The 13,240-nt window shown below is 64.6% G+C and carries 9 protein-coding genes and 1 tRNA gene; 5 read left to right on the top strand and 5 right to left on the bottom strand.

The features are described 5' to 3' along the window. Positions 1 to 89: 89 nt before the first annotated feature. The 4 genes from AB8841_RS22475 to AB8841_RS22460 all read right to left on the bottom strand — a co-directional run bounded on the left by AB8841_RS22475 (position 90) and on the right by AB8841_RS22460 (position 6,724). Positions 90 to 3,344 (bottom strand): calcium-binding protein, encoded by a 3,255-nt coding sequence (locus AB8841_RS22475; protein WP_370438003.1) that lies wholly within the window; start codon positions 3,342 to 3,344, stop codon positions 90 to 92. A 424-nt stretch (positions 3,345 to 3,768) separates the two neighbouring features. Further along, positions 3,769 to 4,665: a GH25 family lysozyme gene (locus tag AB8841_RS22470; RefSeq protein WP_370438002.1), complete on the bottom strand. Its 897-nt coding sequence runs from the start codon at positions 4,663 to 4,665 to the stop codon at positions 3,769 to 3,771. A gap of 94 nt (positions 4,666 to 4,759) precedes the next feature. Then, complete coding sequence (mgtE, locus tag AB8841_RS22465) at positions 4,760 to 6,184, bottom strand: magnesium transporter (RefSeq protein ID WP_370438001.1); 1,425 nt, start codon at positions 6,182 to 6,184, stop codon at positions 4,760 to 4,762. A gap of 455 nt (positions 6,185 to 6,639) precedes the next feature. Continuing rightward, a tRNA-Leu gene (locus tag AB8841_RS22460) sits at positions 6,640 to 6,724 on the bottom strand. A 230-nt stretch (positions 6,725 to 6,954) separates the two neighbouring features. Between AB8841_RS22460 and lipB the strand changes: the two genes are divergently transcribed. From lipB to AB8841_RS22435, 5 genes are all read left to right on the top strand, one after another. Further along, positions 6,955 to 7,689 carry a lipoyl(octanoyl) transferase LipB gene (gene lipB, locus AB8841_RS22455; protein WP_370438000.1) on the top strand — a complete coding sequence of 245 codons (735 nt, stop codon included), beginning with the start codon at positions 6,955 to 6,957 and terminating at the stop codon, positions 7,687 to 7,689. 88 nt (positions 7,690 to 7,777) lie between these two features. After that, positions 7,778 to 8,104 carry a hypothetical protein gene (locus AB8841_RS22450; RefSeq protein ID WP_370437999.1) on the top strand — a complete coding sequence of 109 codons (327 nt, stop codon included), beginning with the start codon at positions 7,778 to 7,780 and terminating at the stop codon, positions 8,102 to 8,104. Between the two features lie 208 nt (positions 8,105 to 8,312). Further along, complete coding sequence (locus tag AB8841_RS22445; protein WP_370437998.1) at positions 8,313 to 9,920, top strand: carboxyl transferase domain-containing protein; 1,608 nt, start codon at positions 8,313 to 8,315, stop codon at positions 9,918 to 9,920. A 57-nt stretch (positions 9,921 to 9,977) separates the two neighbouring features. Beyond that, positions 9,978 to 10,808, top strand: a complete 831-nt coding sequence (locus AB8841_RS22440) for a protein-L-isoaspartate O-methyltransferase (protein WP_370437997.1) — start codon at positions 9,978 to 9,980, stop codon at positions 10,806 to 10,808. A gap of 548 nt (positions 10,809 to 11,356) precedes the next feature. Beyond that, positions 11,357 to 12,196 (top strand): tetratricopeptide repeat protein, encoded by an 840-nt coding sequence (locus AB8841_RS22435; protein ID WP_370439345.1) that lies wholly within the window; start codon positions 11,357 to 11,359, stop codon positions 12,194 to 12,196. 63 nt (positions 12,197 to 12,259) lie between these two features. Here AB8841_RS22435 and xth read toward each other — a convergent pair whose 3' ends face one another. After that, positions 12,260 to 13,045, bottom strand: coding sequence for an exodeoxyribonuclease III (gene xth, locus AB8841_RS22430; RefSeq protein ID WP_370437996.1), 786 nt, complete (start codon positions 13,043 to 13,045; stop codon positions 12,260 to 12,262). Positions 13,046 to 13,240: the final 195 nt, after the last annotated feature.

Below are 13,240 nucleotides of genomic sequence, written 5' to 3'. Positions count from 1 at the left end.
GTGACATCGAACTCCCATCCGATGCAGTCAGTCTCTGTCTTTGAGCATCTTCTCCCGCAAAACCGGTTCCCGCTTTTTCGCACGATGCGCTAAAGGACGAAATCGCTCAGCTTGAGATGCAGTTTGCTCTTCAGCTGGATCTCGAACTCCGCCGCCGCGTCCTTGTCCGTATTGCCGGACAGGATCCCGGTCTTGGCGTCGTAGCGAAGCTGCCCGGCCGCCGTGAACTTCGCTTTCCCGGAGAGGAGCTTCGTGAAGCTGTTGTCGACCTTCGTCCGGGCATTGGCGTCGATGCCGCTGAGATCGATGCGATCGAACCCGCACTTGAAGTCCGTGATCGTGTCGCGGTTCGTGCCAAGGCCGGCGTCGGAGGCTTTCGTGAACACGAAGACGTCTCGGCCCGCTCCCCCCGTCAGGACGTCTTTGTCATGTCCGCCAAAGAGCTTGTCGTTGCCTTTGCCCCCGTTGAGCTTGTCGCGGCCTGATCCGCCCTTGAGGATGTTGCTGAGGTCGTTGCCGACGATGATGTCGTTGCCGTTCCCGCCAATCCTCGTCTGCAGGGCCTGCCAGACTTTATCGACCTGCCAGACCTGGCCGTCGGCGAACGCGATGTTCTCCAGATAGCCGCCGCTCGCCGTGACGACGAAGTAGTCCCGGACGACCAGCGTTTGGCCATGGAGACCGATGGTCAGATCCGCGAAGTCGCGACCGCTCGCCGTGAGGGTCACTTCCGACGAATTGGCGAAAATGCTCAAGGTATCGGTGCCGCTCGCATCGGAGATCGTATCGTTTCCGCTGCCCAGGGCCCAGCGATAGGTGTCGTTCCCGGCGCCGCCCTTCAGCAGATCCTGGCCGGCCCCGCCGTCGAGGGTGTCGTTCCCGTCGCCGCCCACAAGGACGTCGTTCCCGGCCGTTCCGATGATCAGCTGGCCCACTGGATTCGGCTGCGGATCCGGCTGCGGGTCGGGATGCCCGTCCGGTGGCGGGTTTTCGGGATCCGGATTTGGCTCTGGAATCGGATCCGGATTTGGCTCCGGGTGAGGATTCGGAATTGGGCCGGGAATGTCTCGGAGCACAGCGAGTACGTCCGCCATCCGCCACTCGACTCCATTGGAAAAGACCAGCGTTTCAATCTGTCCGTTCTCGAAAGGCTCTTCGTTGAAATAACCCTCGATGAGGAGCTGATCGTTGCCGGCCTTGATGATCAGGGCCTGACTCCTGTCGCCGGTGCTACCGAAGAATTGCAGCTCTTCTGGCCTAGCATCGATGACGATCCTGTCGATGCCACCGGAGTCGCGAACCACATCCATTCCCTTGCCGGGACCCCAGATATAGGTGTCGTTTCCAGAGCCTCCCTTGAGCAGATCGTTGCCGGCGCCACCGTCGATGGTGTCGTCGAGATCGCTGCCGATCAGGATATCGTCGCCATCCGTACCGATGATCACTCTGGGTGAGGGAGACGGCTCCTCGTGCGGAGGCGGGTTCTCAGGCGGCAGCGGAGGGTCCTCGTGCGGCGGGAAGGGCAGGCGCTCCAGAATGTCGGCACGGGTCAGCACGTCGCCGTTCGAGAACGTGAAACGCTCGATGCCGTATTCCGGATCGAAGAAGTTCCTGACGATCAGGGTGCTGCCGTTGTCCGCGGCGATGAGCAGGTTGTCGGTGCCGACCTGGTACGACCAGGTCAGGTGGCCATCGAAAGCGATCTCGACCGTATCGTCGCCGCTGCCGTCCACGATCTCGTCGTTGCCGTTGCCGCCGGTCCAGCGGTAGGTGTCGTTACCGTTGCCGCCGACGAGCACATTACTGCCTGCTCCGCCAGCGAGGGTGTCGTCGCCGTCCCAGCCGAAGACGAAATTGTCCCCAGCCCCGCCCACGAGCAGATCGTTGCCGCTGGTGCCGTGGATTTCCCCAGGCGGTAGCGGAGGCTCCTCCGGCGGCGGAGGCGTTTCGGACAACGCCGCCAGCACGTCGTTCAGGTGCCAGACGATGCCGTCCGAGAAGACGATCTTCTCGATGTGGCCGTTGCCGTTGAACCACCCGAAATAGCCCTCGATCATCAGGGAAGAATTGCCCCGCGAGATCACTAGGCTGAACCCGTTCCCATTCCGGCTGAAGGTCAGTTCTCCCGCCGTGGCATCGATCCGCAGAGTGTCCTCGCCGTCGATATCGGAGATGAAATCGTTCGATCCGGTCAAGGGCCGCCAGAGATAGGTATCGTTGCCGGAACCGCCGATCATCTGGTCGTCGCCAGCCCCTCCATTGAGGGTATCGTCGTACTGGCTTCCTATGAGAATGTCGTCGCCGCCGAGCCCGTTCATCGCCGCGCTGACCCCGGTCGGCGCCTGGAGGTCATCATTCCCCTCCGTGCCGACGATGGCGACGGGCCCGTGCGGCGGCGGGGGCTCCTCATGCGGGGGCAGCGGGGGCTCCTCGTGCGGCGGGAAGGGCAGGCGCTCCAGAATGTCGGCACGCGTCAGCACGTCGCCGTTTGAGAACGTAAAGCGCTCGATGCCGTTCTCCGGATTGAAGAAGTGCTTGACGATCAGCGTCTCGCCGCTGTCCGCGGCAATGAGCAGGTTGTCGGTGCCGACCTGATACGACCAGGTCAGGTGGCCGTCGAGGCCGATCTCGACCGTGTCGTCGCCGCTGTCGTCCACGATCACATCCCAACCGCCGTTCCAGCGGTAGGTGTCGTTGCCGCTGCCGCCGACGAGCAGGTTGTTGCCGGTGCCGCCAGCGAGAGTGTCGTCGCCGTCATAGCCGAAGATGAGATTATCCTCAGCCCCACCCACGAGCAGGTCGTTGCCGCCGGTGCCGTGGATTTCCACGGGCTGGTGCGGCGGCTCTTCCGGGGGCAGGGGAGGCGGCGGGGGCTCCTCGTGCGGCGGAGGCGGAAGGGGATCTGACACCACCTGCAGCACATCGTCCAGGTGCCAGACGGTGCCATCCGAGAAGACGATGTTCTCGATGTGGAGCCGAGGGTTGAAATAGCCCTCGACTTCAAGGACCGCGCCGTCTGACACGATCTTGAGCGAGGTCGTGTTCGGATCCCGCATGAACGTCAGCCGGGCGTGCGGCGCATCGATCCGGATCGTGTCGTTGCCCATGGGGTCGTGGATGACGTCGTAAGCGCCCGCCTCGGGCCGCCAGAGATAGGTGTCGTCGCCGTATCCCCCATGCAGCACGTCGTTGCCGGCCCCGCCGTCGAGGGTATCGTTCCCGTCGCCGCCGTCGAGCCAGTCATTGCCCCCGAGCCCGGCGAGAGAGCCGCCGTCGACAGGCGTCCTGAGGAAATCGTCGCCTTCCGTCCCTACGACGAGTGGGGAGGTGTTCTCTGCGCCCATGGTGCCCTCTCAATGGCTAAGCTATCAGGGCGAATATGATTATTATCCTCGTCGCGTGAACTCTCCGAACAGGGAGGGTGAATGGGATTCAGCAGGAGAATCTTGGATCTTGGCCGCGTGGAGCGTTTAGGCTGGCGATGCCATCCTGACTCCCGTCATGACCGAACTCCTCTCGGTAGGTAATGGCTATGGATACCCGCCTACGCGATGGGCGCGGGAATGACACGGTCGCGCGGACGACGAAGAGGGCAGAGACAGCCCGTCTCGGGCGAGGGCCTTTTCCGCAAAAGTGGATGCCGGTTTTGCGAAGAAAAGGCGTCTTTCTCAAACAACAAGAGCCTTTTCCATGAACCGAAGTTCATGGAAAAGGCTCGAGCCCCGAGACGGCGTCGAGGACGTGTCTTCCCGGCGGTTCCGCGAGGGGTCAGTCGCCGATGCTCGCGGTCTGGACCGGGTCCAGGCCCTGGCATTTTCCGACCGGTGCGAGCCTGCGATAGTCACGCGGGTCGCAGGCGCTCTGGACGAACATGCGCCACTGGTTCTCGGTGCCGTAGAACGTGTTGCGGTCCACGTCGCCGTCGACGCCCGGCACGCGGCCGGTGGTGGTGAACTGCCAGAAGGTCCAGCGGCGGTCGGCGTAGCGCTCGTGAGGCTCCGCGGCGGTGCTGCGGATCCAGAACGGATAATCGGTGAACTCGCCTTCGAGGATTTCCTTATGGAAGGTGATGTCCGTGTAGATGATCGGGCGCTTGCCGGTATGCGCCTCCATCTCACGCAGCATGACGCCGATCATGGAGAGGGCCTGCTCGCGTGGAACCTTCTTCGGGCAGTTCACGGACTGGCCGTTCCATTCCACGTCGAGGACCGGGGGCAGGGCGTCGGGGTCGGCCGGCACGTTCTTCTTGAACCAGGCCGCCTGCTCGTGGGCCGGGCGGCACCAGAACACGAAGTGATAGGCCCCGCGCGGAACGCCGGCCTTCTTCGCGCCGTACCAGTTTTCCGTGAAGCGGCTGTCGATGTGATCGCCGCCCTCGGTGGCCTTGATGAAGGCGAACTTCGTGCCCGCCTGACGCAGCGAGGCCCAGTCCACCTGGCCCTGCCACTTGGAGATGTCGACCCCATGGATCGGGAGCCTATGGGCGGTTGCGACGCCCTGGTGCGGGCGCGCATCGCCCTTGGCCGGGTAGCGGCTCGCGGGGGAGATCGCGCAGGAGGCCAAGCCGAACGCGATGGCGGTCAGGGCGCCGAAGCGGGCAGCCCGAAGGATCGTCGTCAGACCGGAGCTTCTGGAGCGGCGGGAGGAACGGCGGCGTTTCGTCATCGGGCTTATCTGTCATGAACGCAGAACTTGATCGCATCAGGGATGCCCCAAAAGGGGTTAACATCCTCCTTACGATCAGGTCCCTGCAATCCTATTACAGATTAAACCAGAGCGTGGCTATACCCAGGAAGGAGAAGAATCCCACGATATCGGTGATCGTGGTCACGAAGGGGCCGGAGGACACGGCGGGGTCCACGCCGAGGCGGTTGAGCCCCAGCGGCACGAAGATGCCGCCCAGCGCCGCGAAGATCAGGACGGTGATGAGGGCGAGCCCGATCACGAGGCCGATTTCGGGCGTCTGGAACCACAGGGATGCGACGCCTCCCATGATGATGGCGAAGACGACGCCGTTGAGAACGCCGACCGCCGCCTCGCGCACGATGATGCGCCAGGCGTTGGAGCGCCCGAGATCGCGGGTGGCCAGCGCCCGCACGGTCACCGTCATGGTCTGCGTGCCCGCATTGCCGCCCATGGAGGCCACGATGGGCATGAGGATCGCCAGGGCCACCATGTGCTGGAGCGACTCCTCGAACATGCGGATGACGCCCGCCGACAGGAAGGCCGTGCACATATTGGCGAAGAGCCAGGGGAAACGGCTGCGCTGGGTATAGAAGACGGTGTCCGACAGCTCCTCGTCCGGCTTCACGCCGCCGAGCTGCTTGATGTCGGCATCGGCTTCCTCTTCCAGCACGTCGACGATGTCGTCGACCAGGATCACGCCGACGAGGCGGTTCTCGGAATCCACCACGGCGGCGGAGACGAGGTTGAAACGCTCGAAGAGGCGGGCGACCTCTTCCTGGTGGTCGGTGGCCTCCACCCGGTCCGGCTCGTCCTCCATGATCTCCTGGATCGTGATGGGACGCTTCGAGCGCAGCAGCCTGTCGAGAGCCACCGCGCCGAGAAGATGCCCGGCCGGATCGATCACGAAGATCTCGTAGAAGGTGTCGGGCAGCTCCTCCGTGTCGCGCATGAAGTCGATGGTCTGGCCCACCGTCCAGAAGGGCGGCACGGCGATGAACTCGGTCTGCATGCGCCGGCCGGCGCTGTCTTCCGGGTAGTCGAGGGAGCGCTGGAGCGCGACGCGCTCCATGGCCGGAAGCTGATCGAGGACCTCGGCCTTTTCCTCGTCCGGCAGGCTTTCGAGGATCGTGACGGCGTCGTCGGAATCGAGCTCGCGGACGCCTTCCGCGACGGTCGAGGTTTCGAGCTCCTCGAGAATCTCCTCGCGGACCGCCTCGTCCACCTCGGTGAGCGCCGTGAAGTCGAAGGCCGCTCCGAGCAGTTCGATCAGCCGCGGGCGCTGTTCCGGCGCCAGGGCTTCGAGAAGGTCGCCGAGTTCGGATTCGTGAAAGTCCTCCACCAGCTGCTGCAGGCGCTCGGAATCGGACGCGTCGATGGCGTCCGCGGCGGCGGCGAGGAATTCCGGATTGAGTTCGCCTTCCTCGTCCCGGAAGCTCAGAGGCTGAAGAACCGGCCCGTTGGGCGGTGGAAGAGTCGGATTGGTGTCGACTTCCAGCATGAGCCTGTCCTCGGATTGTTGAGCGGGCCTTTTAGGGGCGTGCGGGCATGGGTGCAACGCGCCTGAAAGTCTCGTTCAGGGAAATGATTGGCCGCAGTTCCTGGAAGATCGATTCAGGTTCGCGAAAGGGAGATTCGGGAACCTAGCGCATCGTGCGGAAAAGTGGACCCGGTTTTCCGCTCAAACGATGCGCTCTTTCCAGGAAGGAAGCATCGTGCGGAAAAGTGGACCCGGTTTTCCGCTCAAACGATGCGCTCTTTCCAGGAAGGAAGCATCGTGCGGAAAAGTGGACCCCGCTTTCCGCTCAAACGATGCGCGTCCAGAGAGTGGAGCATCGAACCGGTCGCAAAGCAAAAATCCGCTTCCGGGGGCGATGCTCTCGCGTGGTGGAATCCGGGCAACAAAAAAGGCCCCCGAAGGGGCCTTTTTGTGATGCCCGAAGGCATCCGGTGAGTTGGTGCGGCCAAGAGGACTCGAACCTCCACGGGTCTCCCCACTAGCACCTCAAGCTAGCGCGTCTACCAATTCCGCCATGGCCGCGGAACTCGTCTTCAGGAGCAGTGCTCCCGAAGTGGTGGTGGCTCTAACAGATCGATCCGGGCACCGCAAGCCCATCTTTTCACTCCGTCGCGAAACTCGACATTTCCTATGGGAAGATGTGCATCCCGGAGCCGACAATCCCCATATAGAGGGCGGAATCAGGGGCGCGTGTTGACCGTTGCCGCTGTCCGGGACCACAAGATCGCAACATTGAGCGTAAGGGTGAAACGGTGTCGAACCTGCGGGACAGCCTGGCCGATCGGTTTTTGAGCGAAAGCGGATCCGATTCCGTGGAATGGGCGATTTCCGAAGAGCTGATGCCCTACGAGGCGGCGGTCGCCTTCATGGAGGCCCGGGCCGAGGCGATCGCCGAGGGCCGGGCGCGCGAGCTCGCCTGGCTCGTGGAGCATCCCCCGCTGTATACGGCCGGGACCTCGGCGCAGCCCGCGGACCTGGTGGATCCGGACCGGTTTCCGGTTCATCAGACGGGCCGGGGAGGGCAATATACCTATCATGGCCCCGGCCAGCGGGTGGCCTATGTGATGCTCGACCTGAAGCGTCGTGGGCCCGATCTGCGGCGCTACGTGGCGGCGCTCGAATCCTGGCTGATCCGGACGCTCGCGGAGTTCAACGTCCGGGGCGAGCGCCGGGAGGACCGGGTCGGGGTCTGGGTGCGCCGTCCCGACAAGGGCGAGACCGCCGAGGACAAGATCGCGGCGATCGGGATCCGCGTCCGGCGCTGGGCAACCTTCCACGGAATCAGCCTCAACGTGGAGCCGGACCTCTCCCATTTTTCCGGCATCGTTCCCTGCGGGGTGACCCGTCATGGGGTCACGAGCCTCGTGGACCTGGGGATCCCCGTGACCATGCCGGAGGTCGACGCGGTCATGCGCCGGGCTTTCGAGGACATCTTCGGCCCGACCGAGAGGGTGGAGGCGCCGTTGCTTTCCAGCCACGAGGAGTAGTTTTTCACACCTGCCATGGTCAGGCTTCTCCTCCTGGCCGCTTCGTGCTCTAAGCTAGAGCGAACGGATGATCATTGGCGGACATTTCATGCAGCGCACCCTCCTCGCTTCCCTTCTTCTCCTCGGCGTCTCGGCTTGCAGCTACCATCCCGATCCGACGGATCTGGTGAAGGTCGTCGATTCTCCTGCCGACGTGCGCGTATGCCAGCGCCTGGGCGAAGTGAGCCCCGTGGTCTCGACCACCCCCGGCTTCGGCTCCGAGTTCGACGGCATGAAGGAGGCGGTGGTCGCCCTGGGCGGCACGCATCTCTATCTGCAGCAGAGAACCCAGGACTGGTCCCTCGTGCGCGGCATCGCCTATCGCTGCGGCTCCAGGGTCATCCAGCGCGAGACCGTCATCCGGGCCAAGGGCTGACGCCGGCCTCGCGACGGCGCCGCGCGGGCTCCTTCGTCCCAGCGACTGACGGAGAGCCCTCCGGTTCAGCCGTGAGGGAGCCGATACGAGAGCATTGGACGTGGCACCGAATTCACGCCCGATGCTTTAACATTTTGATTGTGAGCATCTTTTCACGCAAAACCGGTTCCCACTTTTGCGCCCGATGCTCTAGAGGGAGCCTGACGCCGTGCCCGTCATCGCCACTTCCGCGGATCTCACGTCGGACAACGCGCGGGCCAACCGCGCCGCCTGGGCGGCGCTCGCCCGCGACCTTCAGGCCAAGCGGCAGGCCGCCGCCGAGGGCGGGCCCGCGAAGGCGCGGGAACGCCACCTCGCCCGCGGCAAGCTGCTGCCGCGCGAGCGCGTGATGCGCCTCCTCGATCCGGGCGCCCCCTTCCTGGAACTCGGCTCGCTGGCGGCCTACGGCCTGTACGAGGACGCCATCCACGGCGCCGGAATCATCACCGGCATCGGCCGGGTGGAAGGCCGCGAGGTCATGATCGTGTGCAACGATTCGACCATCAAGGGCGGCACCTATTATCCGATGACGGTGAAGAAGCACCTGCGCGCGCAGGAGATCGCGCGCGAGAACCGTCTGCCCTGCATCTATCTCGTGGATTCCGGCGGCGCGAACCTGCCGCACCAGACGGAGGTCTTCCCCGACCGCGAGCATTTCGGCCGCATCTTCTACAACCAGGCGACCTTGTCCTCGATGGGCATTCCGCAGATCGCCTGCGTCATGGGCTCGTGCACGGCGGGCGGCGCATATGTGCCGGCCATGTCGGACGAGACCGTCATCGTGCGCCGCCAGGGCACGATCTTCCTGGGCGGCCCGCCTCTGGTGCGGGCGGCGACGGGCGAGGTGGTGTCGGCGGAGGATCTCGGCGGCGCGGAGGTTCATGCCCGCCAGTCGGGCGTCGCGGATCATTACGCCACCGACGACGTGCACGCGCTTGCCATCGTGCGCCGCATCGTCGGCACGCTCAACACGCGCAAGCGGATCGACATCGATCTCGCGGAGCCGGCGGAGCCGAAATACGCGATCGACGATCTCGACGCGATCGTGCCCACCGATCTCAAGAAGCAATACGATATCCGCGAGGTCATCGCGCGTCTCGTCGACGGGTCCGAGTTCGACGAGTTCAAGCGGCTCTACGGCACCACGCTGGTCACGGGCTTCGCCCGGATCTGGGGCATGCCGGTCGGCATCGTGGCGAACAACGGCATCCTGTTTTCGGAAAGCGCCCTGAAAGGCGCGCATTTCATCGAGCTGTGCTGCCAGCGGCGGATCCCGCTGCTCTTCCTGCAGAACATCGCAGGCTTCATGGTCGGCCGGCAGTACGAGGCCGGCGGCATCGCCAAGGACGGCGCGAAGCTCGTCACCGCCGTGGCCTGCGCCCAGGTTCCGAAGATCACCCTGCTCGTCGGCGGTTCGTTCGGGGCGGGCAATTACGGCATGTGCGGCCGCGCCTATTCTCCGCGCTTCCTGTTCACCTGGCCGAATTCCCGCATCTCCGTAATGGGCGGCGAGCAGGCGGCGAGCGTGCTCGCCACCGTGCGGCGCGACAATCTCGAAGCCGAAGGCAAGAGCTGGAGTGCCGACGAGGAGGAGGCCTTCAAGGCTCCCATCCGCAGCCGATACGAGGAGGAGGGCTCTCCCTACCACGCCACCGCCCGTCTCTGGGACGACGGCATCATCCTGCCGTCCGAGACCCGCCGCGTGCTGGCGCTCGCCTTCTCGGCCGCCCTGAACGCTCCTGTTCCGGAGACGCGGTTCGGCGTGTTCAGGATGTAGCGCACGGAATGCGGCCTTCGTTCGGAACCGGCCCGGGCCGGTCGGGATTTCCAGGGCATGTCCACGAGCGCACTTGAGAGATACCGCTCGGAATATGCGGAGCAGATCGCACGCCTGACCGAAATTCGCGACAGGCGCATCGAGGCGGCGTTCGCGGCCGTGCCCCGCGAGAGCTTTCTGCCGCCGCCGCCCTGGACCACGATCAGCGCGGGCGTTGCGATCCAGACCGCGGATGTCGCGGGCATCTACGACAACGTCCTCGTGGCCATCGATCGCGAGCGCGGCATCAACAACGGCGAGCCTGCGCTCCATGCCGCCTGGCTCGATGCGGTGGGGCCGCAGCCGGGCGAAACGGTGATTCATGTGGGGGCCGGGACCGGCTACTACACGGCCATCCTGGCCCGTCTGGTGGAGCCCGGGGGGCACGTGGAGGCCTTCGAGTACGAGGCGGATCTCGCCGCTCAGGCGACGCGCAACCTGAAGGACTATCCCCATGTGAGCGTGCATGCCGGATCGGCCTTCGGGCGGCCGCTTCCCGAAGCCGACGTGATCTACGTCAATGCCGGCGTCGCCGCGCCGGATGTCGAATGGCTGAAGGCCCTCAGGCCGGGCGGGCGGCTGATCTTCCCATGGCAGCCGCATGAGGGCTGGGGGCCGGCCATGCTGGTCCGTCGCCGGGCGAAGGGCTACAGCGCCAAGCCGCTTATGACCGTGGGCTTCATCGCATGCAGCGGAACGACGGAGCGGCCCAGGTCGAAGCGCAAGCCCGGCGAGGCCGGGCTCGCCGCCGTCCGCTCGATCTGGCTCGGCGCCGACCGGTCGCCCGACCCGACCGCCGTGGCGGTCTACGATCAGGTTTGGTTCTCCTCCGCCAAAGTGGAGGCTTAGCGCATCGTGCGAAAAAGTGGCCCCGGTTTTTCACTCAAACGATGCGCTCATTCCAAGAAGAGAGCATCGGGCGCGGGAAGTGGATTCCTCTTCCCGCGTCCGATGCACTGGGACAGTCTGCTTTGTGCATCCCCGCACCTTGCCTAACGGAATCATCGCATAGACTGTCCGCCGAGAAGGGCAGGAGGCCGTGCCGAGATGTCCGTTACAGAGTATCCGATGGGTGGCCGAAGTTGTGGCCTTCGGGCAACACCCAGAAACCTTCCTCATCCTGCCGTTCTTGGCCCGAGCGCCGCCGCGATCCCGCCATAAAGGGCGATCACCTGTAAAAGCCAGCTAAAGTGCTTCTAAACCAACGCTTTATGACGAGGCGCTTCAGGGGTATTGCCGATTAACTCTATCGGACGGCCTGTTGCGAGGATCATTGCATCGGTGGCGCAGCACGTGGCAGATCACGAAAGTTCCATCCTGGTGGGGGCTCTCGTGAGAACCGGATGGAAAAGAGAAAAAAATCCATGCACGCGCGCCTGATCGACACATTGAAGCTGATGAGCCGTCCCATGACGGTAGCCGCTTGCGCGTTGGTCTTGCTCGGCTCCTCCTCTGCGCTCGCTCTGGATGCCGCACCACGTCCTCAGCCTCTCACGCCGGCGCTCGCGCCGGGGCTCGTTCCGCCCGTGAAATACGGCTCCGTTCGCGAGGCCCTGCGCACGGGCATGCGCGATTACAATGCGGGCGACAAGCTCGGCGCCGCCGCGGCGCTCGAATATGCGGCGGGGCAGGGGCATACGCTGGCGCTCTGGAAGCTGGGGCGGATGTATGCGGACGGCGACGGCGTCGAGCACGACGACCTGCGGGCGTTCGAATACTTCTCGAAGCTCGCGGACCAGCATGCGGACGAGAGCCCGGATTCTCCGAACGCAATGGTCGTCTCGAGCGCGTTCGTGGCGCTCGGCGGCTATTTCCTCGACGGAATCAAGGGCACCTACGTGATGGCCAATCCAGGCCGGGCCGTGGAGATGTTCAGCTACGCCGCGTCCTATTTCAGCGATTCCAACGCGCAGTACAACCTCGCCCGCCTTTACATGGAAGGGACGGGCGTCTCCCGGGACGTGCGTCAGGCCGCGCGCTGGTTCAACCTGGCGGCCGAAAAGGGACATTCTCCGTCCCAGGCGCTCCTCGGGCATATGCTGATGAACGGCCAGGGCGTGCCGCGCCAGCGGGCCAGGGGCCTCATGTGGCTGACGCTCGCCCGCGAATCCGCGGCGGCGTCCGGCAAGGACCAGTGGATCGAGAGCCTGTATCAGGAGGCTTTCTCGTCTGCCGATGAGAGCGACCGCAAGCTCGCCCTCGCCCTTCTCGAGCAATACATCCAGGCGCGTCACTAGAGCATCGTGCGGACCTTCGGGTCCGCCCGAGCGATGCTCCCTTCTGAGATGCACTGACGCCGGTCAGGCGATCTCCAGATCCACCATCACGGGCACGTGGTCGGAGGGCTTGTCCCATCCGCGCACTTCCTTGCGGATCGACGCGCTCGCGAGCTTGTCCTGCGCCTGAGGCGACAGGAGGAGATGGTCGATTCGGATGCCGTTGTTCCGCTGGAAGGCCCCCGCCTGATAATCCCAGAACGAATAGAGCCCGGCCTGGTCGCTGCAGGCGCGCAGGGCGTCGGAAAGGCCCAGGTTCAGCAGCTCCCGGAATTTCCTGCGGCTTGCCGGCTGGAAGAGAGCGTCGTTCGCCCATGCCTCGGGATTGGCCGCATCCTCGGGCTCCGGGATCACGTTGTAGTCGCCGCAGAGCACGAGCGGCTCTTCCAGCGCGAGCAAATGGCGCGCATGGGCATTCAGCCGGTCCATCCAGGAGAGCTTGTAGTCGAATTTGGGCGTGCCGATCGGGTTGCCGTTGGGCAGGTAGATGGACGCGACCCGCACGACGCCTCCCGCCATGGGGACGATGCCTTCGAGATAGCGGGCCTGCTCGTCGGTCTCGTCTCCCGGCAGTCCTTTCCGCACATCCTCGAGCGGACGCTTGGACAGGATGGCGACGCCGTTATAGGTCTTCTGGCCGTGGGTGACGACGTTGTAGCCGAGCGCTTCGACCTCGGTCCTGGGAAAGGCCTCGTCCATGCACTTCAGTTCCTGGAGGCACACCACGTCGGGATCGGCGCTTTTCACGAAGGTGGCGAGATGATCCAGCCGCTGCTTGATCGAGTTCACGTTCCAGGTGGCTATGCGCATCGTGTCCGTCCCGTCTTTCTCTCGCCCGTCTGTCTCTCTGGGCTTTCTTCGGATGTTCGCCGAAAGCTTGCAAGGCGGAACCGGCCGTCATCCCCACGGCATCCATGAACCCGCACCGGTTCGAGGCCATCGACAGCGCGGCCCGCTCTGGGCTACCACTCGCCGCGCTCGTCCCCGTGCACGAGAAAGGTAATC

This window comes from Microvirga sp. TS319 (assembly GCF_041276405.1).
GTDB lineage: Bacteria > Pseudomonadota > Alphaproteobacteria > Rhizobiales > Beijerinckiaceae > Microvirga.
This window is presented reverse-complemented; position numbering and strand designations above follow the sequence as displayed.